Raw genomic sequence first — 22,444 nt, 5'->3', positions numbered from 1 at the left:
TTTTCACCAGCTTTTGCCGGGAAAATCTGCGTTTATTTTACAGACTTTTGTTCCCTAAACCGTTTTGGAGTGGCATCCTTTTTGGCTGCATTTTGTTTCATTTTACACTATTTCAAAGCCAAAAAGATAAAACGGAAAGACGGGCTGCTGTTTGTTTGGAGCAGAGAAGTATCTTTCCAATTTATTTAAAGCGCTTTCTGCATGAATTTACAAGCCGCAAACATTTTAGAATTCTAAGTTTTGACTTGGATTGTTTAACTTTGCCCCATGATTGGATTACCTGTAGTACCTGCTGAAACTGAAGTAAAACGTAAACCGGATTGGTTGCGCGTAAAATTGCCTGTTGGGAAAGAATACGCGCAAGTGCGTAGTTTAGTGGATACGCATAAATTACATACGATTTGCGAGAGTGGAAATTGTCCGAATATGGGCGAGTGTTGGGGTGCTGGTACAGCTACATTTATGATTTTGGGTAATATTTGTACACGTAGTTGTTCATTTTGTGCCGTTGCAACTGGCCGACCTTTGGCGGTAGATGTGGATGAGCCAAATCGCGTGGCAAACTCGGTAAAATTAATGGGTGTTAAGCATTGTGTAATTACATCGGTTGACCGTGATGACTTGAAAGATGGTGGTTCTATTATTTGGGCTGAAACGTTACAAGCCATCCGCAGAGAAAGTCCAATTACTACGTTAGAAACATTGATCCCGGATTTTAAAGGCCAATGGGATAATCTATACCGTGTATTAGAGGAGCGCCCAGAGGTAGTTTCGCACAACATGGAAACGGTGAAACGCTTAACCCGTCAGGTGCGTATACAGGCAAAATACGACCGAAGTTTAGAGGCTTTAAAAAGGATATCAGAATTTGGATTGCGTACAAAAACGGGCATTATGCTAGGTTTGGGCGAAACTGAAGAAGATATTTTTGAGGCAATGGACGACTTAGTAGCTAATGGTGTGCATATTTTAACGTTAGGGCAATATTTACAACCTACACGCAGCCACCATCCGGTAGTAGACTGGATTCATCCAGATACCTTTGCCATGTACAAAGAAGTGGGCTTAAGCAAAGGATTAAAATATGTAGAAAGTGGCCCTTTGGTACGTTCATCATACCATGCGGAAAAACACTTATTCCCGATTGAAGGGATTGTATAACGTAATTTGTTGGTTCTGAATGCAGGTGGATAACTAGGTTTTTTTGTTATTTACCGTGCGAATTGTATATTAGCACTAAGCCCGAATGCATTGAAAAAATTACCTCTATCTGAGCCGGAACTTATTTTAGGTTTACAAAAGCAAAACCCAGTGGTTTTAAAAACGCTTTATAAGATGTATTCGGCATCTTTATACGGTGTTATTTCGCGCATTATTCCCGATACCGAACTCGCTAAAGATGTTTTACAAGAAACCTTTGTAAAAATTTGGCAATCTGCCTGTAATTACGACAATTCGAAAGGCCGTTTATTTACTTGGATGATGAATATTGCCCGTAATTTATCCATTGACAAACTTCGCTCAAGAGATTTTAAGAACACCCTCAAAAACCAAGACCTTGAAAATAACGTACATAGTATAGAAGAGCAGCATCAGGTAAGCTATAATCCGGATGTTTTGGGTGTTAAGCAACTTGTTAACGAGCTGAGACCCGAATTACAAGATGTCCTTAATTTAGTTTATTATCAGGGTTTTACCCAAACTGAAGCTGCAGAAAAGCTACAAATACCTTTAGGAACGGTTAAAACTCGCGTTCGATTGGCGATAACGGAGTTGAGGAAAAATTTTAATTGAGCGTGGAGAACTTAAAAGCTTACATCGAATCTGGCATACTGGAATTGTACGTTTTGGGCGTTTTATCGACCGCAGAGCGTACAAATGTGCAAGGCTTTGCTAACCTTTATCCAGAAATTCGCTTAGAAATAGAGGCCATTGAAATTGCATTGAAACAGTATGCTTTGGTAAATGCGGTACAACCCGCCGATGAGGTTTGGATGAAAGTATATGAAAAATTAGGCCGTTAGTGCTGCACTAAAATAAAAAAGCCAATTTACGTGAAATTGGCCCTTAATTTTCTTAATGCGATTTTTGCGCATATTTTACTTCTTCGTATGGCTGCACCAATACCCAGCCCTCGCCAAAAAACTCCAATTGTAAAGATTCTCCACTTCCACGTCCAATAAAAGAACCAAAAGTTAAATTCGTTTTAATATTTGGCGATAGGTTTTCGGACCAAGCTACTGTTGCATGTGGGTCGGTGTATACGGGTTGATTCGCATGTACGCGCAATAGAATTGGCTCGCCATGGGTCGTAATAGCAATGTAGCCCGAACCCGAAAGCTTTACTTGAAATAGGCCTCCACTAATCATACCCGCAATACTTTTAAGCATTTTTATCTCATTTTGGATGGAATCTTCTAAGGCTAAAACATCGTTTCCATTCACAAAAATTGATTCGTTTTGCAATTTAATTATCTTCACTTTTTTACCTTCATCGGCTAAGTACAATTTACCTGTACCCGCTGCATGCATTAAGGATGTTCCTTCGCCCGAGATTGCTTTTTTGATTAAGCCTCCTAAACCTTTGCTTAATAGGCCTTCGCGCTTAAAATCGATATTTCCTAAATAGGCCACCATGGAACCTGCCTTTGCCATAATTTTTTGACCCTTTAGGTTTATTTCCAGCAAAGCGGGTTTCTCCAATTCAAAAAAATCATTTTCTTGTTGGTTTTCAGCCGTTTCAGCAATCAATTCTTTTAAGGTGTATTCTTTTTTTTCCGTACTCATGTTTCTTGATTATTACGTTATTTTCTTAAGGTTTTATGCCATTGGTCTGCGAACAAATTCTTTGTTATCGTTTCACTAGAAAAAAATGTTTTTCAACTCTTTGGATAATTGCGTTGCCACTTGACTAGCCGAAACCACAAAATTTTGTTCTCCCAAGGTATCTCCTGCTTTTCCATGCAAATAGCATGCTAACATGGCTGCGTCAGCATTTGAATATCCTTGTGCAATAAAGGCGGTTATTACGCCCGTTAAAACATCTCCCATTCCTGCTTGCGCCATGGCCGGATTGCCGGTTGGGTTTAGGAATATATTGCCCTCCGGTGTGCAAATAAAGGTATATTGATTTTTAAGCACCAGAACAATCCCCCTGTTTTTTGCTTCTGTTGATGCTTTTTGCACTCTGCTCCACCAATCTGCGTGTTCGCCAAATAAACGATCAAATTCTTTCATATGTGGCGTAAGAATTGATTTTCTAGGCAGCTTGTCAAGCAATTCTTTGTTGTTGGCTAAAAGCGTTAGGGCATCAGCATCCACAATTAGGGGTAATTCTTCCTCGATTAATGCCGCTAAAAACTGCTCATTTTCGCTTGAGGTCCCTAAACCTGGGCCAATCGTAATGGAATGATATTTTGCTGTGTTTTGGATACGCGTATTTTCATCCCTAACGATTGCCATTACCTCCGGTATCCGGGTGTTTAATGCGGTTAATCCGCTCTGCGGGATACAAGCGGTTACCAAACCCGCCCCTGCATGTAGGCACGCTTCTGAGGAGAGTAAGGCTGCGCCCATGGTGTTGGTGTTTCCGGCTATGATTAAGGCGTGTCCATAGGTTCCTTTATGACTAAACAAAGGGCGTCTTTTTATTCGTTGCAAAACATCACTTGCCTGAACCACTTGAAAAGCGGATGCTTGATTTTGGATAAATACTTCATCTAGGCCAATGCCGACCACTTCGAAAGTTTCGGTAGCTTGCACCGATTCCGGAAAGAAAAAATTAATCTTAGGCCGTTGAAAACAAATCGTTTTGTAAGCTTTGATACAAATTAAATCCGGAGGTAAGGGCCCTTCGGCAAAAAAACCTGTAGGCACATCTACCGAATAAACTTTCCTATTCCATTTATTGATGGCCTGCACCAAACTAGCATATTCCCCTGATAAAGGCTTGTTTAAACCCGAACCTAAAATGGCGTCGATAATGATATCGACACGAATATTTTTTAAATCGGAAGCGGTATTGATTTCTATTTTTTTTACCCTTCTTTCCGAGATACGCTGAAAATTGATGCTGTAATCGGCACTTTGCTTGGCACTAAAATTAACCAGGTACACCTTGATATTTTCATAGCCGTTGGTTAAAAGCAAATTTGCGATTGCCAAACCATCGCCACCGTTATTTCCTGTACCACAAAAAACTGCGATACTTTTATTGGTATCAAATTCATCCCGCAGGAAAGCCTGTACAAATGCCCGTGCTGCTTTTTCCATCAAATCGATGGAAGCAATAGGCAAATTTTCAATGGTAAATTCATCCGCTTGACGCATCTGAGCAGATGTGAGCAGTGTTTGCATAACTCTAATATAGCATTTATTTTATTTGTGGATTCTTAACCTCGCATGATTTTTGCATTTTCCATTTCTTTTTATACATTCATTATAAATAATTAATGCGAAAATGAATCAAAAACCATCAAATGCCTTTATTGCAGCTTCTTGGATTGCTTTGGGCGTTGGAATGATTGGCTTTATTGTAGGCCTATGGCGTTCCGAAATGCTATTAAATGAAAAAGGATATTACTTTACCGTGCTTATGTTCGGTTTATTTGCCGTAGTATCACTTCAAAAGGCCGTACGCGACAAATTAGAAGGCGTTCCGGTAACTGAAATCTACTACGGATTGAGCTGGTTTTCTACACTATTAACCATTGCCTTGTTGGTAATTGGCTTATGGAACGCAACATTGCTTCCAAGTGAAAAAGGTTTTTACGCTTTTGCTTTTCTCCTCTCTTTATTTGGGGCCATCACTGTGCAAAAAAATACACGAGATGGGCAATTGCAGAAGAACCATGATGTAGAATAAAAAAAATAGCCCGATTCTAGTTTGAATCGGGCTTTGTTTTAGGCCGTTAATACGGTTGTTTCTAAACTAACTTCAAAATTGAGTAGTTCTCTTTTGGCGTTACTATGCTTTTCGGAAATCAGGTAGAGAAAATCGTTCAAAGCAGTAAAAAAAACTTCTAATTCTTGGTCGAAATATTGCTTGCCTGCAAAATATTTAAGCGTGGTGTTTACATATGCTAAAGTACGTTCTTTCATTTCTGCCGTAATTAAACCCGTATATTCTTCAGAATTTACCATCTCCAAAAACATTGCTTTAAAACCTACTTCTTGTTCTTTAAGCGCAACCATTTTCTGCTCAATAATTTCGAATGGTGTGGTTTCATGAACAAACGAGGCGCTTTTCACCAAATCATCATACGTATTACATTGCTTTTCAAACACGTTAAATGCTGCTTTATAAGCGAAAAAGTGCTCTTTAAACAAATTAGCAGCATCTTGTTCAGCTGCTTTAAACCTAAAATATTCGAAAATATTTTTATCAAATTCTTTTAACTTCTGAACGTTCTCATCCAGATCATTTTGTAAATGGTTAAGTAAATTATCGCAATCAATAATGGAATACTTTTGGCCATCATAGTCAAAACTTTTCACATCTATTCTTTTATCTGCTATTTGCTTAATACTTTCCAAATCGTTCTGAATACTTCTGTTTTCGTACAAAGCCGTTAACCGTTCATCGTCAAATAATTCCTTGGCAGTAATTGTAAAATCGACCAAAGGTTGAATAAAAAACGCTTCATCCATTTCTACCGCGGGATTCCGGTAATCGTAATAATTGTTAAATAACAGCGGGTAGGTATTCGCTTTAAATTCTTTTAAATATTCTTCTTTGAATTTTTCGAAATCGGTTATGGTTGGCATTTTTTCATAACTCACCCTACTGAATAATGCGCCGGTTACCGTGGTGTATACCGTTTCATTATCAGCCAGTAATTCAATCGAAATTTTTGTTCGTTTCGTTTTGGTTGGAATATTTAGCTGTTTTAAATGTGCAATGCGCTCTTCTGTGCTTGGGTGAGAAGCCCATTGATTTTTTATGACCAATTTCGAACGATTGAATTTACTGTAAAATTCTTCCGGAATCTGTGGCACGCCATCTACCATCGGAAAATTTCTTGACTGGGCTATGCAATCCATTACAAAATGATGCTGAGGATAGATATTATCAGGGCGCTCGTTTACTGAAATTTTCTTACTATAATAACTAAGTACCGTTTCCATTGCCGAATCGGCTAAACTTAACCGCAATAAGGAATCAATTAAAGGTGCAGAACCAGTTACATGGGCGGCAACTGTATCGGCATGAAATTCCATTTCGCGCGATAGCGCCAAATGACTTAAATTGATCACATTGTACAACTTTATCAATACAAACTGGATTCCTTGGATTACTTTATCGGCGATGGTTACAAAAAGTGCAAAGTAATTACTGATACTTGCCGCCTTACTGGCAAATTCGCCAAAGCCTTCGTTCTCATAAAGCATGTTGTAAATCACCTGATTTACGTTGTACACGTAGCTACCTACTTTCATGCTTTTTTGAGAGAAATGACCAAACTCATGCGCCAAAATCGCACTTAGTTCATCGGTAGACACCCCATTCATTAGCCCCAAACCAATTTGTAGATTCTTTCTGACTGGGAAAAACATGCTCCAAAAACTCGAATCGTAAAAAACGGAAGCATTTACCTCAGATGAAACGTAAACCTTTTTCGGAAATTTAGTACCTACTTCCGCCACAATCGACCGAATTAATTCGAACAATTTCGGATGTTCCTCAGCGGTAATCTCCGTCAAATGCGAACGGTCTATTTTTGTTGATTTAAAGATAAATTTAATCAAAAAACTAAAAATCAAGATACCAAAAAGCAGGGCTCCACCGCCCAACATTAAGGTAATAAAACTGGGGTGAGCAACAATCAAGGAAATACCTAAGAAACAACATAAAATGGTTAAACCAATAGCCAATGCTACCAGTATCAAATAGACTAAAACAAATAAGACAATTGCCAAAACGGCCTGAATGGCCATTTTTTGGAATTTTTCTGAGGGCTTGAGAGCACTGGTAATCATAAGGGAGTTAAATTAAGCTGGCAATATACTAAAATCAGTCACAAAATAAATCCAATATTTTCCAGTGTTTTATATCTTTATCTTTCCAAAATTTAGAGGTGCATATATGGGTGATAAAATTAAAATAGGGCTAACCGACTGCAGTAAATTTTCTGTGTACAGCGATTGGGTTTTATCGTACAATAAAAACATTGAAATTATCAAATTGAGTTATAAACTGGATAATTTCGACCGCATTCAGGAATGTGAAGGCATTGTATTAACTGGCGGCGAAGATGTTGACCCCAAGTTCTACCAGCTGCCAGAATATTACGAATATTGTTATGCCGACGATGTTGATGTTGCGCGCGATGAATTTGAATTTAAGGTCTTAGCTCATACCGAACTCCATCGAATTCCCGTTTTGGGTATTTGCCGTGGTTTGCAGGTAGCCAATGTCTTTTTTGGAGGCACCTTAATTCCCGATATTCCAACTTGGGGAAAATTTGACCATGCAAAAATGCCCGATAAAAGTGATCGTTACCATGCCATTGTGGTAAACCCCTCTTCGTGGCTTGGCCAGATTGTAAATACGGATTCAGGCTTGGTCAACAGCAATCATCATCAAAGCGCAGACCGTGTAGGAAAAGGATTGGTGGTAAGTGCCGTTTCTCCTGACGGAGTTGCAGAAGCTATAGAGCGATTAAATCCTGCCGATGGAGCTTTTTTATGTTTAGTTCAATGGCATCCGGAACGCTTAAAAGACCATCAAGGACCCTTTTGTAAAAATATTCATGATGCTTTTATCGAGGCCATTTTACAAAAGAAATAAGCAGATTTTTCTATGATTATCCCCGAAAATACCGCATTAATTTTAGGCGAAATTGCCGATTATCGCTTTGCTGATGGGATTTTATATTCGTACTCGAAAGCTCCTAAACGTACTGTTGAAAACATTAAACGCAACGTAGAACTCGTTCAAAAAATAACCAATAACAAACCGGTTCCCTTGCTTATTTATCTATGCAATTCACCCGTTCCGGATAAAGAAACACGTCAATTTTCGACTGAACAGTTACCGCTCATCTACAGTGCCATGGCCATGGTAGCAAACAGTGGTTTAACCAAATTGATTATGAATGTTTTGTTTACACTTCAAAGTCCTCCCATCCCAATAAAATCTTTTACCAATGACAAGAAAGCAAAAGAATGGTTAGAGCAATTCGCAGTCAGAATGTCCTAATATTTTTTAATATTTATTTAAAAAAGAAACCGTTATCTACTTTTTTTATAAATTGCCGATTAAATTTTCAGCATATTCCTTTTATTTAACTATACATGAAGAAATTATTTTGCTTACTAGCCGCTTGTTTTTTGTCGGCAAGCACCTTTGCACAATCGCAAACGCTCGTAAATGAAACTGAAAGTGGCGATGGTGAAGAAAATACCGTTTCTACGGCTCCTATTGCGCTTATTCCAGAGCCTGTTTCACTTTTAAAGAAAGCGGGTACATTTATCCTCCCTGAGAATGTAATTATTCAAGCGCCTAAAAGTGTGGAGATGGCCGAACCTATAGCTTACTTATCATCAAAGCTAACCCTAGCTACCGGTAAATTCGTGAGCCATTTAAACAATGCGACCCATCCGACCATTAAATTAATTTTAAATACACAAGAGGAAGCCCAATTGGGTAAAGAAGGGTATAAACTAAACGTAAATCCTACGCAAATTGTAATTACGGCCAATAAGCCTGCAGGTATTTTTTGGGGCGTACAGTCGCTATTGCAGTTGTTTCCTGTAGAAATTGAAAGCAAAGAATTGGTACCTAATTTTAAATGGAAAGTTCCTTGTGTAGACGTTGTGGATTATCCGAAATTGGCTTGGAGAGGTTTAATGTTCGACGTTTCGCGTCACTTTTTCACCAAACAAGAGGTAAAACAATTTATCGATAACATGGTGCGCTATAAATTCAATGTGCTTCATTTTCACTTAACAGATGATGAAGGATGGCGCATCGAAATTAAAGGTTTACCAAAACTTACGGAAGTAGGTGCTTGGAGTGTACCTAAAGTGGGTACTTTTGGCTATTTTACACCTCCAGCCCCGAACGAACCGCGTACCTACGGAGGTTTTTATACTCAAGAAGACATTAAAGAATTGGTACAATATGCAAAAGAACGCTTTGTGAATATTTTACCGGAAATTGATGTTCCCGGACACAGCTTAGCTGCAATTGCCGCTTATCCTGAATTGTCGTGCACACCGGGAGCTGAAAATTACAAAGTACGCTCAGGCGAACAAATTATGGATTGGAGTCGTGGCGCTCCGCCCATTGCCTTGGTTGATAACAACCTATGCCCGGCAAATGAAAAGGTATACAGTTTCTTAGACACGGTTATTACGCAGGTGGCTCAACTTTTCCCTTTTGATTACATCCACATGGGTGGCGATGAAGCCGCGCACAATTTTTGGGAGAAAAGTGCCGACGTTAAAAAATTGATGGCGCGCGAAGGTTTAAAAACGATTCCACAGGTGCAAGCGTATTTCGAGAAACGCGTAGAAAAAATCGTGAACGCAAAGGGCAAGAAATTTATGGGCTGGGACGAGATTTTAGAAGGTGGCGTTTCGCCTACCGCCTCGGTAATGAGCTGGCGCGGCGTTAAATACGGAGTAGAAGCGTCTAAAGAACAACACGAAGTGGTGATGAGTCCTACCGAATTTGCCTATTTAGATTATATGCAAGGGGATGCAAGTACAGAACCTCGCGTATATGCTTCCTTGCGTTTAAACAAAGTATACCAGTTTAACCCAATTCCACCAGAGGCAAATGCGAAATACATTATTGGCGCCCAAGCTAATTTATGGACCGAACAAGTGTACAACTTCCGTCAGGTTCAATACATGCTTTGGCCACGTTCTTTTGCGATTGCCGAATCTGTTTGGAGTCCGATTGAGAAGAAAAATTGGGCGAATTTTGTGGAGCGTACCGAGGACCATTTTAAACGATTGGATTTAGCAGAAATAAAATATTCTCCAGCAATTTACGACCCGATTGTTTCGGCGCGATACAGTCCTGATAAACAACTAATGATTGACCTATCAACCGAAATTGAAGGCTTAGATATTTATTATAGCTTTGATAATTCGAGCCCTGACCGTTTTTACCCGAAATATAGTTCCACTTTAGTTGCACCTAAAGATGCAAGTTTGTTACGAGTAATTACCTATCGCGGTAAACAACCTGTTGGCCGATTAATGACCATCGCAATTAGCGACTTGGTGAAACGAAAATAAATACGTTTAAAGTACCATATTCTATAAAACGAGCCCAATAAATTAATTTTTATTGGGCTCATTTTTTGTTTTTTGCCACGATGGGGGCAATTAAATGAGATTATCTTCGAAAGGTTGAGAAGTAGCCCCGAGCAGAATCGAACTGCTATCTAAAGATGTAATAATGAGAATGAATAGTAAAATTCCAAACTTGCTTCGTCTCTACATGCTTTAAAAGTGAAAACAGTATAATTGATATACTAAATCCAGAGTAAATCTGCGCCAGTAGATGCGCCAAAAGATCAACAAAAACGCCTTAAACTTATGTAAAGTTTGCTTCATTTCCTTATCTTTGATTAGAGATAATTAACAAATAAATTAACAGCAACAGCATATATTTACAAGGTAATTACTTATTTTACAGTCTGTTAAAAACAACAAAAGAGCACTATTACATGCTCTTTCTAATGGTAGCCCCGAGCAGAATCGAACTGCTATCTAAAGTTTAGGAAACTTCTATTCTATCCGTTGAACTACGGGGCCATAATGGCCGCAAATATACTAAAACTTTTACCTGTTTTTAGAGATTGCTGGATAATGAAGATAGCCTATGTCTTTCCAGCCAAAAAAGCAACCATGCAACACTCAAAAACAAGTTTTTGTATCTATAATTCGACATGAAAAATTATTGTATATTTGCCAAAGGCACCCAAACTTAAACTTAGCATGAACCCGAACATCGTTAAGGATGATCAATATTGGATTACGGAATTTAACAGCGGAAGTAATGAGGGGCTTGCCTATTTTTTTGAATTATTTCATCGTCCACTCTGTCACTTTGTAAACAACATACTCGCAGATTCTGACGAAGCAGAAGATATTGTTGCCGATTGCTTTTTAAAACTCTGGAAAAAGCGAAACGATTTTTCAGAACAACAACACATCAAAGCCTTTCTGTACATTGCCGCAAAAAATGCGTGTTTAAATTATTTACAACATCTTAAAGTACGATCGTCGAGTCAGGAACAACTCTTACTCCAACTGGGTTCTACAGAAGATACTATTGTAAATAGCATCATAAAATCGGAAATTTTACAATCCATTTATCGGGAAATAGAAGAATTGCCTGATAAAATGAAAGAGATTTTCAAATTAATTTATTTTGAAAATGAAAGTACCGACAAAATCGCAGACAAACTGGGTCTTTCCGTGCAAACCGTGCGCAATCAAAAAACAAAAGCCATACAATTATTAAAAAATTCCTTATTAAAAAAAGGCCTTTCAAGCGCCGTAATCAGTTCTTTCTTCTTTTTTATAAAATAATTTCATTTTTTGATGGTTGTTTTGAATGTTGAACTGTTATAGGAATATAATTTTAAACAACGCTCATCAAAAAACCAAACTAAATGTTAAACCGAGAATTCCGCATTGCTGAATTAGCGCTGAAAAGCCTAAAAAACAACCTTTCTGCAACAGAACAAGCTGAGCTACAGCAGTGGCTTGATTTGTCGGAGGAAAACAGATTGATGTTGGAACAATTCAAAGAAGAAACTGCGCTCAAAAACGACCTCAAAAAATTTACTTCAGTTAACTCGGCAAAAATTTTCGACAAAATAACCGCTGAAATTGCCACGAACAACACATTAAAAAAACCGTTTATCGGTTCTATCAAATTATATGTGAGCATAGCAGCTGCCGTTGCCATCGCTATTGTGTCTTTCAGTATTTATCGCAGTCAAAAACAACAGTCGCCTACCCTACTGGCTCATTCAAAAGAAATTAAAGCGGGTGGAAATCATGCAACGTTGACGTTAGAAAACGGCCAGGAGATTAATTTAGACAACCATGCTGCAGAAAATCTTTCAGCAGTTTCGGGCATAAGCATTCAAAATACGGATAAAGGAACGTTAATTTACAAAGTAAGCGCTTCAAGCGATGCTGAACCCGCCATTAACACCTTAAGTACACCAAAAGGAGGGCAATATCAAATTGAGTTGCCTGATGGAACAAAAGTTTGGCTAAATGCTCTTTCAACGCTTCGCTTCCCTAATACCTTTACACACAGTGCTACGCGAAAAGTAGAGCTTACAGGCGAAGCCTATTTTGAAGTAAAACCCGATAAAACAAAGCCTTTTTTAGTTAGCACACAGGATCAAACGCTAGAGGTTTTAGGTACCCATTTCAACATCAATGCGTATGGCGATGAAGTAAGTCAGCGAACCACCTTGGTAGAAGGCAGGGTTAAACTTACCAACTCGTATGATGGCAAAAACATGTTGCTCCATCCGGGTGAACAAGCTGTACTTAGCAAAAGCAATGTGCTTAACAGCAATAAAGCCGACATCCAATTGGCTTTGGCCTGGAAAAACAACCTAATTAGCTTCGAAAACGAAACAATAGAAAACATTTTGCCGCAATTGATCCGCTGGTACAATATTGATGTGCGTTACGAAGGGAAAAAACCAACTGACCGCTTTAGTGGTTCCATTCAAAAATTCAAAAACATAGCAGAAGTATTAAATACCCTGCAATTAACCAATAAAATTCACTTTAAAATTGAAGGAAGGAGTGTTATTGTAATGAAATAAATCTACCTCCACCTCACCCATTTCTTGAAAGACAAAAAACTGAAAGTGCTGCGAACACTTCCAGTTTGTACTGTCGGGCAATTATAAGATCAACTAATCACTTTATCAAAAACCCAAACAATCAAATGTATGAAATTATATACTCATAGCAAGGTGTATTTCTTTGGAAATATACGCTCAAGCTTACGTATCATGAAACTAACAATCCTATTAATTACACTAGGCTTTTTGCAGGTAAATGCCCACACCTTCGCACAGAAAGTTTCTATCAATGTAAACAACTCAACACTAAAAAATGTTTTAGTAGAGTTAAAAAAACAAACCGGTTTAAATTTCGTGTACACGGAAAACAGTGCGCATAAATTAACACCAATTTCTGTAAACATCCAGTCTACAAAAATTGAACAAGCACTGGACGAAATTTTCGCGAATCAACCGCTAACCTACACCATTAACAATGGTACCATTGTTATTATAGAGAAAGAAGTTGGTTTTTTCGACAAAATGAAGAATTTTTTCGCTAAAATTGATGTATCAGGTACCGTTCTAGACGAGGATGGTAATCCATTACCTGGGGCAACTATTCGTGTAAAAGGTACTACCCTTCTCGCTGTAACCAATGGAAATGGAGAATTTACTATTCGTGGTGTAGAGGAAGGTGCCATCATCTCTATTACCTACCAAGGCTATGTTGCGCAAACAATAAAGGCTAAAGAAAAACTACGTATCAAGATGGTGCCAAATGTTACAGACATGAAAGATGTAGTAATCACTGGTACCGGTATTACACGTAACAGAAACAGCTTCACGGGTGCAACCTCTAACTATACGGGCGAAGAACTTAGAAACGTAAGTACAGGTAACATCATTCAAAGTTTAAAAACCTTAGATCCTTCTTTTGTTCAAATCGAGAACAATTTAGCAGGTTCCAATCCAAATAATTTACCGACCATTGAGTTACGTGGTACAACGAGTATTCAATCGAACTTAAAAGATGAATTTAGTACCGACCCAAACCAACCCTTATTTATTTTAGATGGTTTTGAAACCACTTTGCAGATAGTAGTTGATTTGGATGTGAATCGCATTGCTTCTGTAACTATTTTAAAAGATGCTGCATCTACAGCCCTTTACGGTTCAAAAGCATCAAACGGTGTTGTGGTAATTGAAACGCTTCAGCCAAAAACAGGAGAATTACGTTTTAGCTATACAAACGACTTAAGAATTGAATTGCCCGATTTATCGAGCTACAACTTAATGAATGCGCAAGAGAAATTACAATTTGAACTTTTATCTGGCCGCTACACGACAAACAGTAGTAATGTGTTCGCACAATATAGATTAGACGATTTATACAATACCCATTTAAAAGCGGTGCAACGTGGGGTAGACACCTATTGGCTAGCCGAACCACTTCAAACAGGCATCACCGAAAACAATTCCATCTTTGCTGAAGGAGGCGATAACTCATTTAAGTATGGCTTAGGTCTAAACTACAAAAGCCTAGATGGCGTAATGAAGGGATCGGGCAGAGATACATGGAATGCAAACGTGAATTTAACCTATCGAAAAGGTAAGCTCAACATTCAAAACGTAACCTATATTAGAGGGTATAAAGCTTTTAATTCGCCTTATGGCAACTTTTCTGACTATGTTGCACTTAATCCGTATTATGAAAAAGATCCATCGATTATTAACCTCGAAACAGGCTTACAATCTAATAATTTAGGCTTTACGGTAGGAAACCCTTTGTATGATGCTGTTTTGCCAAACAAAGATGAAAGCTCGAACTTTCAAGTACAGAACAATTTAAACTTACGCTACGACATTAATGCGGCGCTTAAAATTTCGGTAGGCTTACAAGTATCCAAAGCAGTAACCGAAACCACTCAGTTTGTTTCACCGGATGATAGCCAATTTATTAATACGATACCAACACTTAGAGGAACCTATTCAAACAAAAAGTTAAACAACAATGCATATACAGCAAATGGATTAATAACCTATGGAAAGGTTTTTGGTGGGAAGCATTCTGTTACTGCAAATCTAAGGTCACAAATTAGCAACAACCAAAATTCATCATTAGGATTTAGTGCCGTAGGTTATCCTTCGGGAAGCACCGGAAATCCGGCCTTTGCTTATTCATACGCGACTGGTGGGGCGCCCAACGCGTACACTTCTATTGTACGTTCATTGGATTTTGTTGGTTCGGCAAACTATGCTTTCGATCGTAGATTTTTAGCCGATTTATCGTATCGTTTAGATGGCTCAACAGTTTTTGGAAGCGATAAACAATTTTCACCCTTTTGGTCAGCTGGTTTGGGATGGAATATTAACAATGAAAAGTTTTTAACTAGTAGCTCGTGGATTAATCGCTTAAAACTATATGCCAATATTGGAACTACGGGAAATCAGAACTACGGAGGGGTAACAACCGAATCGATATATGCTTACAGCGGAAACACCAATTACAACCAATTTGGTAATGGAATTTCGTTAACAACACTAGGTAACTCACAATTAGCACCACAAAAGACACAACAAATTAGTGCCGGTATCGATTTCCAATTATTTCACAGTCGATTAAGCGGTAATTTTGAAGCGTACAACAAAGTGACCAATCCATTGGTTGTAGCAGTAGATTTGCCTTCATCAACCGGTTTAGACACCTATCCTTTAAATGCGGGTCAGCTAACCATTAATGGTTTTGAGAGTTCATTAAAATATATCATCATCAATCAGCGGAATAACGGCATCATTTGGTCTGTTAATGCGAATGGTAAGTTCAATAAAAAGAAATACGATAAATTTGGTGAAACGTTGGCCAATTTGAATAAAGCGCAAGCGGCAAGCGGAGCATTAACGCGTTATACCGATGGTGCTAGTCCCGACGATTTATGGTCAAGAATTTCTTTGGGTATAGATCCAGCAACTGGAAATGAAGTATTCTTAACACCAACTGGGGGACAATCATTTGAATATTCGGATGCACTATTTGAAGTGGTAGGAACAAGAATTCCAAAAGTGGAAGGTACTTTTGGTACAAATTTCAGTTATAAGAACTTTACCCTAGGCGTTTATATGCGCTATCAATTCGGTGGTGACATTTTCAATACAGCCTTATATAACAAAGTTGAAAACATCTCTTTTGCTCAAATAGTATATAATCAAGATAAACGAGCTTTATACGACCGTTGGCAAAACCCTGGTGATATTACTCAATTTAAAGCCGTTCAAAATACAAGCTCTACTCCAATATCATCGCGCTTTGTTCAACGTAACAATACTATCAGTGGCGAATCTTTAAGCATGGGTTACAACTTTAGAGATCAGAAGTGGTTAAAGAGCGTCAGCTTAAAATCGTTGAGTTTAACGTGTATTGCAAACGATATTTTTTATATCTCAACCATACAAAGAGAACGAGGCACAGATTATCCATTTTCTCGTGTCGTTTCATTTAGTTTACGAGCTTCATTTTAATTCAGAAAACAATGAAAACAAAAAATATACAATTTATAGCACTTGTGTTGGCCATACTAGCATTGGCCTCGTGCAAAAAATTCTTAAGCGTAACTCCAGACGATAAGGTGCTTGAAAGCCAAGCCTATCAAAACAAATCGGGTATTAATGGGGTACTGAATGGCTTGTACTTAAATTTAGCGAAAGATGCTTTATATGGTGATAATTTAACCTTATCAACCATGGAAATTTTAGGCCAAAACTACAGTGTTCCTGGTACACATTCCTATTATTCAACGCTTAGTTTTGCGCAAAATCAATCAAAAACTAAGTTTAACACGATTTGGACTAGCGCTTACAAAAATATCTTAAGCACCAATACCTTTATTGAAAATTTAGACAAGTATGGTACCGGTGTTCTAACGGCAAATGAAATGTCCATCTATAAAGGAGAAGCCATTGCCATGAGAGCCATGATGCATTTTGATTTATTACGAATTTTTGGCCCGGTGTATTCAAATGGAGATTCTACACTGAATGCAATCCCCTATTACAACAAATCAACACAATCTGCTAACGCCATTCTTCCTGCTAATAAAGTAATGGAACTGGTTATTGCGGATTTAAAAACAGCTGAAAGCATGTTAGCTGTGGATCCTATAATTGCCAGCGGCGTGATGCCAACTTTTCAAAATGATGGTAAAGATTTCTTAAGAAACCGTAACTATCGTTTAAATTATTATGCAGTAAAAGCCTTGGAAGCACGTGTATTTTTATACCGCACCGACAAAGTATCAGCCTTAGCTGCATCGAAATTGGTTATCCAAAAAAAGAACTATTTCCCTTGGGTCAGTGCAGATTCAATTAACCGTTCTACCAGTCCAGATCGAATTTTCACGACTGAAATGATTTCCGGCATTCAATGTTCTCAACTTTACACGAAGCAAAACGCCTATTTCTCGGATGCATTAGCCGATAACGTAATTTTAGCACCAAATCTTACGCGCTTACAAAACCTATACAACGATAATATAAACGATTTTCGGTACAAGTTAAACTGGTTAAACTCAGGCGTAAAACCATACTATTCCTTTAATAAATATGCTGATGTGACCAACAAATCAATGCCCTTTAGATTTACCGTTCCCTTGTTAAAGTTGAGTGAAGTATACTACATTGCGGCAGAATGCGAGCCGAATAATGCTACGGCACTCGAATATTTAAACACAGTCCGTAACAACCGCGGTTTACAAAGTTTAAGTGCCACAGCAAACTTACCCAACGAACTTACTTTAGAATACCAAAGGGAGTTTATTGGCGAAGGACAAATCTTCTTTTACTACAAAAGAAAGAACTTAAATGCCATACCCAATGGTTCTGCAGCTACCGGTAATATTGCTATGACGAAAGCAAATTACATAGCACCACTTCCTTTGTCTGAAACTGATTTTTATCCCACAAACTAATTAAAGATGAAAAGCATACATTATATTTCAACAGTGTTGTTTGCAGTACTTGCTATCACTGCTTGTAAAAAAGAAAGTCCGCTTATCTATGAAGCGAAAAGTGAAATTTATTTTCAGCAAGCAGAGAAAGCTGTAACTAGACTTCCAAAAGATTCTACGGCAATATCCTTTGCTTTAGTAACCTACAACGATACAGTAACCAAAGTAGTAATTGCTGCTACCGGAGCTAAAAGCGAAGTAGATAGAACGTATAAATTAACGGTTGATCCACTTTCGACTGCCAAAGAGGGGTCTGATTATGATCAACTGCCAAGTACATTTACCATTAAGAAAAATATGTTAACGGATACCTTGGCCATAAAATTTCATCGCACTGCGGCCATGCTTCCAGCAGCAAATGCAACCGAGCCTTTCTATTTGACCTTGTTCTTAAATTTAGAATCAAATGAAAATTTCGAGAATACGTTAAAAGACGATGCCGTTAACGGTTTATCAAAAACAAAGTACAGATTTTTTGTAAACGATCAAATCATTAGACCAATTGGATGGGTGGATATTTGTTTTGGCGTTTTCAGTCGTAAAAAATTACTGTTAATGAGTGATGTTCTAGGCATCACACCGGCATATTTAAATCAAAAAGGGCTAGCATTGGGAGAAACGCTTGCCTATGGCCGATTTATGCAACGTTATCTAGCCGATCAAATTCTTGCTGGCAACACCATTAAAGAAGAGGACGGAAGAACCATGTCAATGGGTACCCTAGCCGGCGGAACAGGTAAATAATTTTATACAATTAAATATTTTTAAAATGTTAAAGAATTTAAAATTTATGGTATTCGCCTGCATGGCTATACTCCTATTTGCATGTAGAAAAGATATAGGAAATTACGAATATCACTCGGTTAATGAGCTTAAAGCATTTGTTAATGTAAATGACACAACCGCTTATTTGGGTCAAAACTTCAAATTAGACCCGATTGTAACCTTTACCGAGGATAATGATACGGCTCGCTATACCTACACGTGGCAGTATAGCCAGAATGGTAACCAACTTATTAATTTTGCCAATACACGCGTATTAAATCAAACCATGACCCTGTCAGCAGGTTTATACTATTTTTCATTTGTAGTAAAGGATAAGCAAACAGGTTTATCTTTCCGTAAAGAATTTAATTTGAGGGTAGAGAATGAAATCAATGAAGGCTTTTTAATGATGGCTGAGGTAAATGGGAAAGCTCGCTTGGATATGTTATCATACAGCACTGCTACCACGCAATACAGCTTAATTAACGACCTTTTAAAATCAACAGGTTCCGCGCTAACCTTAAAAGGTAATCCAAAATCAGTTTACTGCTATGCAACTGGGGCATTGCTTGGCCCTGATCAATTAACCTATGGTATTTATTTATCAACCGACGCTACTACTGAAAAAATACATGGTGATGATTTTCACTACAGCCCAACCATGAACATAGGATACGAGGTATTTGGCGGTATTAGTTCTGATTTTTATGTACAAGCAATTAGGCAAAATACTTCCGCAAATGCTGTAATGATTGGAAATGATGAAAATGCTTATGGCTATTCAAGAGTTTATACCACCTATTTTGGTTCTCCAATTAACTCGGTAGGAACAGCGGGAGCCCTGTTTAAAGTTGCGCCATTTATAGGCACCGATGAGGTGTCTTCAGCTCTTCCAGTCATGCTTTGGGATAAAGATAACCGTCGTTTTGTAAAGTATGCAAACGGAGGCAGCGTATGTACAGCAATGACCGAACAAGCCGTAGCATCACGAAAATTCACGTATAATGGCAATACCAATAAAGAACTACTTTTCATGACGGGTATTTCTGTAGCTTCACCTAATGCCGACTGTTATTTTGTTTGGAAAGAAACTACAACAAATAAGTGTTACATCGGTGGTTTTGCCATAAATGCAAATGCGAGTGCTCCACAAAGAGCATACGCTGAAATTACAGCAACAGATTTCGATAAAGCTGAAAATATTTGTATTAACCCTGCCTATTTGTACATACTCTATAACGTAGGTTCAAAAGTATACGAATACGATATTAACACGAAAACGACTCAACTGATGTTAGATAGAGGCGCAGAAAAGATTACGTTGTTAAAATTTGAAAAATACAGATCAGGTGGTGGTAGATTAAACCCAAATAGCAACGATTTAATCGTTTGTAGCTATGACCCTACAAAACCTGAAGGCCAAAACGGCAAAATGGAAATTTTCGGTGTACCTACATTACAAGCCCCTCTAGTTTCAAAAAACCTATTTACAGGAATGGGCAAAATAGTCAGTCTATCGTATAGAGGACGTTAAAATAAAAAATTCCTTATTATCCGCCCGATGATTTACCTAGTAAACATCGGGCTTTTTAGGTGAAAAAAACACATATGAAACCAAAGTCAACCCTTATTATCCTATTTACACTTGCATTACAGTTAAATGCATTTGCCCAAAAACCAGCTTCCATTACTGGCTTAGTAAAATCAAGATTCACTAGCCCCGTTAAGCTTTATAGCATTGAACGAGGAGAAACCGTAGAAATTGCGAGTGCCCAGGCAAATAAAAATGGACAATTTGCATTTCAATTTTTCCCAGAAAATGAAGGTGTGTATGCTGTAGGTTTAAATGCAAGTCCTAGTGGAGTAGGACTCTACAAATTCTACTTTAAAGCAGGTGATGCCTTAAGCATTAACCTTTCAGATACCAGCTATACACTAGCAGGAAAAAACAATACAAAAGAAAATATACTCCTTACACAATGGTATCAACAATCGAAAACTGCGGCTTTTAAATCGGTTAATTTCGGCAAATCTTTTAGTACCTATGTAGACTTTTTTCCTGTTTTAACACAAACGGAACAAAACGCCGAAGCGCTAAAAAAAGGCAAATTGAGTGGAAATAAAAAATTTGACGCAGCATTTAAACAATTAATCGATTTTGATTTAGCCTATTATGCCGTAAATTATCTATTAACACCCCGAACTGCTCACCCGTCTGTAGAAGAGTATCCAAAATATTATCAAAATCTTAATTTCGAAAAGTATACCCAAAATACGCAGGTATTTTACACCTCGCCTTATGGCCAACACCTGCTGAGCATTATCCCAACATTTGAATTAACCAAGAACAAAGAACTTGCAAAAAAAGGTTTTGATGGTTATAACCTTGCTTTTAGTATAATCAAAAATGACACTTTAAAAGGAGATTTTGTGCTCAATCGCATGAAGAAGCTAAAAAACTTTGAACAATATGAGGCAAATACGGCACTTTTTGGTAAATATATTTTAAGCAAAGAGCAAAAGTCTTTAGCGTCGGAAATAGCCAAAACTCTTGCCACAAATAAACCTGGACAAACGGCATTTAATTTTAATTATCCAGATCAGAATGGAAAATTTACCAGTTTAAATGACTTAAAAGGAAACATTGTATTAGTAGATGTATGGGCAACTTGGTGCGGCCCTTGTAAAGCACAAATCCCCTATTTGAAAAAACTAGAGGAAGAATTTAAAGGAAAGAAAGTGAAGTTCGTAAGCCTTTCGGCCGATGCGGATAAGGATAAAGAAAAGTGGAAATCGATGATTGCGAGTGAACAATTGGGCGGCATTCAATTATTAGGCGGTCCGCAAAATGAATTGATGAAGTTCTATAAAATTACTGCTATCCCTCACTTTTTATTGTTCGATGCAAAAGGGAAAATCATTAGTTCGGATGCTGCACGTCCGTCCGATCCTTCGCTTAAGAAAATGATAGAAATAGCACTCTCAACTTTATAAAAGTACACGGCTTGGTTTTTAAATAAACTAAGCCGTTTTTTTTGCTCCCTTAAATATTCTAGCTGTCGCACCTTTTTTAAAGCCTCTGCTGCGCTACTTAGGGGCTTTACCACTATATTTACCCATAGTCTAAAGTAACAACTCTATATGAAGCATATCGAAACAACTACAGCTTGCTTGAGTTCTATTTTTATCACAGAGTGCTCGGAGTATTTGACAGAGAGTACGTAGAGATTTCTTTTGCTAACGTAGCGAACACAAAAATTAGCTATCATCCCGATCAAGGCTATTTCTTAAAGAGAAATCTTTATCGCCTTGTTGCCGGCGGGGCAACTTCTTTTACCTTGATGTAAATTGTGTACCAGAGAATGACAGGGAGATTTTCAGCGATATGCCTGTAAAACAACTGTTCAAAATAGTAGTTCTTAACCGAAGTACGTCCGTCTATCCCCAGCAGCGGGAGAAAACAAAAACAGTTGCAGCAACATTCAAATCTGTACTACCGAGCATTGTTCTATTCAGTTTTGTGGCTACAATTACTATTGGTTACAAAACCATTCCCCACAAAACCTAGCGAGACTGTTTTTGTTTTGTGTAATGGCTTTGCGCGCCAAGCTGCCTAGCCGGATCGACAAAGGCTTTTGGTTACTTTTGGCCTTCAAAAGTAAATGCCCTGCCGGCAAGAGGCAAGCAAGGGAAGTGGGTTGGCAAACACCTAGCACCGAATAAAGAAAATTTCTTAAACACCCTCGTCATTGCGCGCTTAGCAAAACAATCTCTTAAAGAAAAATCAATTATCGCCTCATGGCCGGCGGGCCTAGTTACTTTTTTCTTGATAATAAAGTAACCAAACAATCAAGGCTTGGATCTGTTGTTGAATAAAGCTAGCAGAAGCTTGATGGC

17 protein-coding genes and 1 tRNA gene are annotated in these 22,444 nt (G+C 38.1%); 14 read left to right on the top strand and 4 right to left on the bottom strand.

The window, feature by feature from the left end; all coding sequences use genetic code 11:
• The first annotated feature begins 267 nt into the window (after positions 1–267).
• The 3 genes from lipA (at position 268) to ACJVDK_RS16670 (ending at position 2,024) form a co-directional block, all read left to right on the top strand.
• Positions 268–1,161, top strand: a complete 894-nt coding sequence (lipA, locus tag ACJVDK_RS16680; protein WP_443937798.1) for a lipoyl synthase — start codon at positions 268–270, stop codon at positions 1,159–1,161.
• A 90-nt stretch (positions 1,162–1,251) separates the two neighbouring features.
• Positions 1,252–1,794: an RNA polymerase sigma factor gene (locus tag ACJVDK_RS16675; protein ID WP_443937797.1), complete on the top strand. Its 543-nt coding sequence runs from the start codon at positions 1,252–1,254 to the stop codon at positions 1,792–1,794.
• A gap of 2 nt (positions 1,795–1,796) precedes the next feature.
• Positions 1,797–2,024, top strand: coding sequence for a hypothetical protein (locus ACJVDK_RS16670; RefSeq protein ID WP_443937796.1), 228 nt, complete (start codon positions 1,797–1,799; stop codon positions 2,022–2,024).
• Positions 2,025–2,076: 52 nt separating this feature from the next.
• Here ACJVDK_RS16670 and ACJVDK_RS16665 read toward each other — a convergent pair whose 3' ends face one another.
• The gene (locus tag ACJVDK_RS16665) at positions 2,077–2,787 is read right to left on the bottom strand and encodes an AIM24 family protein (RefSeq protein ID WP_443937795.1); all 711 of its coding nucleotides are present in this window, start codon (positions 2,785–2,787) and stop codon (positions 2,077–2,079) included.
• Between the two features lie 75 nt (positions 2,788–2,862).
• On the bottom strand, positions 2,863–4,356 hold the full coding sequence (locus ACJVDK_RS16660) for an NAD(P)H-hydrate dehydratase (RefSeq protein WP_443937794.1): 1,494 nt from the start codon (positions 4,354–4,356) through the stop codon (positions 2,863–2,865).
• 103 nt (positions 4,357–4,459) lie between these two features.
• On the opposite strand from ACJVDK_RS16660, the gene yiaA reads away from it, so the two are divergent.
• Positions 4,460–4,864 carry an inner membrane protein YiaA gene (gene yiaA / locus ACJVDK_RS16655; protein WP_443937793.1) on the top strand — a complete coding sequence of 135 codons (405 nt, stop codon included), beginning with the start codon at positions 4,460–4,462 and terminating at the stop codon, positions 4,862–4,864.
• 38 nt (positions 4,865–4,902) lie between these two features.
• Here the strand turns inward: yiaA and ACJVDK_RS16650 are convergent, their stop codons facing one another.
• Positions 4,903–6,978, bottom strand: a complete 2,076-nt coding sequence (locus tag ACJVDK_RS16650) for a M48 family metallopeptidase (RefSeq protein ID WP_443937792.1) — start codon at positions 6,976–6,978, stop codon at positions 4,903–4,905.
• A 106-nt stretch (positions 6,979–7,084) separates the two neighbouring features.
• Between ACJVDK_RS16650 and ACJVDK_RS16645 the strand changes: the two genes are divergently transcribed.
• The 3 genes from ACJVDK_RS16645 to ACJVDK_RS16635 all read left to right on the top strand — a co-directional run bounded on the left by ACJVDK_RS16645 (position 7,085) and on the right by ACJVDK_RS16635 (position 10,251).
• Entirely contained in the window at positions 7,085–7,789 is a 705-nt protein-coding gene (locus ACJVDK_RS16645) for a gamma-glutamyl-gamma-aminobutyrate hydrolase family protein (protein WP_443937791.1), read from the top strand.
• Between the two features lie 12 nt (positions 7,790–7,801).
• Entirely contained in the window at positions 7,802–8,200 is a 399-nt protein-coding gene (locus tag ACJVDK_RS16640) for a DUF7793 family protein (RefSeq protein ID WP_443937790.1), read from the top strand.
• A 95-nt stretch (positions 8,201–8,295) separates the two neighbouring features.
• Positions 8,296–10,251 (top strand): beta-N-acetylhexosaminidase, encoded by a 1,956-nt coding sequence (locus tag ACJVDK_RS16635; protein WP_443937789.1) that lies wholly within the window; start codon positions 8,296–8,298, stop codon positions 10,249–10,251.
• Between the two features lie 447 nt (positions 10,252–10,698).
• On the opposite strand, the gene ACJVDK_RS16630 is transcribed toward ACJVDK_RS16635, so the two are convergent.
• Positions 10,699–10,773, bottom strand: a tRNA-Arg gene (locus ACJVDK_RS16630).
• Positions 10,774–10,956: 183 nt separating this feature from the next.
• Between ACJVDK_RS16630 and ACJVDK_RS16625 the strand changes: the two genes are divergently transcribed.
• From ACJVDK_RS16625 to ACJVDK_RS16595, 7 genes are all read left to right on the top strand, one after another.
• Complete coding sequence (locus tag ACJVDK_RS16625; RefSeq protein ID WP_443937788.1) at positions 10,957–11,553, top strand: RNA polymerase sigma factor; 597 nt, start codon at positions 10,957–10,959, stop codon at positions 11,551–11,553.
• A gap of 83 nt (positions 11,554–11,636) precedes the next feature.
• Positions 11,637–12,818 (top strand): FecR family protein, encoded by a 1,182-nt coding sequence (locus ACJVDK_RS16620; RefSeq protein ID WP_443937787.1) that lies wholly within the window; start codon positions 11,637–11,639, stop codon positions 12,816–12,818.
• Between the two features lie 129 nt (positions 12,819–12,947).
• The gene (locus tag ACJVDK_RS16615) at positions 12,948–16,298 is read left to right on the top strand and encodes a SusC/RagA family TonB-linked outer membrane protein (RefSeq protein ID WP_443937786.1); all 3,351 of its coding nucleotides are present in this window, start codon (positions 12,948–12,950) and stop codon (positions 16,296–16,298) included.
• A gap of 11 nt (positions 16,299–16,309) precedes the next feature.
• Positions 16,310–17,743, top strand: a complete 1,434-nt coding sequence (locus tag ACJVDK_RS16610) for a RagB/SusD family nutrient uptake outer membrane protein (protein WP_443937785.1) — start codon at positions 16,310–16,312, stop codon at positions 17,741–17,743.
• 6 nt (positions 17,744–17,749) lie between these two features.
• The gene (locus tag ACJVDK_RS16605; RefSeq protein WP_443937784.1) at positions 17,750–18,526 is read left to right on the top strand and encodes a DUF4843 domain-containing protein; all 777 of its coding nucleotides are present in this window, start codon (positions 17,750–17,752) and stop codon (positions 18,524–18,526) included.
• A gap of 25 nt (positions 18,527–18,551) precedes the next feature.
• Positions 18,552–20,081 (top strand): PKD-like family lipoprotein, encoded by a 1,530-nt coding sequence (locus ACJVDK_RS16600; protein WP_443937783.1) that lies wholly within the window; start codon positions 18,552–18,554, stop codon positions 20,079–20,081.
• Between the two features lie 74 nt (positions 20,082–20,155).
• Positions 20,156–21,541, top strand: a complete 1,386-nt coding sequence (locus ACJVDK_RS16595; RefSeq protein WP_443937782.1) for a TlpA family protein disulfide reductase — start codon at positions 20,156–20,158, stop codon at positions 21,539–21,541.
• The last annotated feature ends 903 nt before the right edge of the window (positions 21,542–22,444 follow it).

Origin of the sequence: Pedobacter paludisoli, assembly GCF_052344095.1 — a bacterium.
Lineage (GTDB): Bacteria > Bacteroidota > Bacteroidia > Sphingobacteriales > Sphingobacteriaceae > Pedobacter.
The sequence above is the reverse complement of the archived record's forward strand: the minus strand, read 5'-3'. Positions and strand labels throughout refer to the sequence as shown.

Bases quoted from the DNA above. Each gene is read 5' to 3' on its own strand.
- lipA (WP_443937798.1), top strand. From the start codon at position 268: ATGATTGGATTACCTGTAGTACCTGCTGAAACTGAAGTAAAACGTAAA.
- ACJVDK_RS16665 (WP_443937795.1), bottom strand. From the start codon at position 2,787: ATGAGTACGGAAAAAAAAGAATACACCTTAAAAGAATTGATTGCTGAA.
- ACJVDK_RS16660 (WP_443937794.1), bottom strand. From the start codon at position 4,356: ATGCAAACACTGCTCACATCTGCTCAGATGCGTCAAGCGGATGAATTT.
- yiaA (WP_443937793.1), top strand. From the start codon at position 4,460: ATGAATCAAAAACCATCAAATGCCTTTATTGCAGCTTCTTGGATTGCT.
- ACJVDK_RS16650 (WP_443937792.1), bottom strand. From the start codon at position 6,978: ATGATTACCAGTGCTCTCAAGCCCTCAGAAAAATTCCAAAAAATGGCC.
- ACJVDK_RS16645 (WP_443937791.1), top strand. From the start codon at position 7,085: ATGGGTGATAAAATTAAAATAGGGCTAACCGACTGCAGTAAATTTTCT.
- ACJVDK_RS16640 (WP_443937790.1), top strand. From the start codon at position 7,802: ATGATTATCCCCGAAAATACCGCATTAATTTTAGGCGAAATTGCCGAT.
- ACJVDK_RS16635 (WP_443937789.1), top strand. From the start codon at position 8,296: ATGAAGAAATTATTTTGCTTACTAGCCGCTTGTTTTTTGTCGGCAAGC.
- ACJVDK_RS16625 (WP_443937788.1), top strand. From the start codon at position 10,957: ATGAACCCGAACATCGTTAAGGATGATCAATATTGGATTACGGAATTT.
- ACJVDK_RS16620 (WP_443937787.1), top strand. From the start codon at position 11,637: ATGTTAAACCGAGAATTCCGCATTGCTGAATTAGCGCTGAAAAGCCTA.
- ACJVDK_RS16615 (WP_443937786.1), top strand. From the start codon at position 12,948: ATGAAATTATATACTCATAGCAAGGTGTATTTCTTTGGAAATATACGC.
- ACJVDK_RS16610 (WP_443937785.1), top strand. From the start codon at position 16,310: ATGAAAACAAAAAATATACAATTTATAGCACTTGTGTTGGCCATACTA.
- ACJVDK_RS16605 (WP_443937784.1), top strand. From the start codon at position 17,750: ATGAAAAGCATACATTATATTTCAACAGTGTTGTTTGCAGTACTTGCT.
- ACJVDK_RS16600 (WP_443937783.1), top strand. From the start codon at position 18,552: ATGTTAAAGAATTTAAAATTTATGGTATTCGCCTGCATGGCTATACTC.
- ACJVDK_RS16595 (WP_443937782.1), top strand. From the start codon at position 20,156: ATGAAACCAAAGTCAACCCTTATTATCCTATTTACACTTGCATTACAG.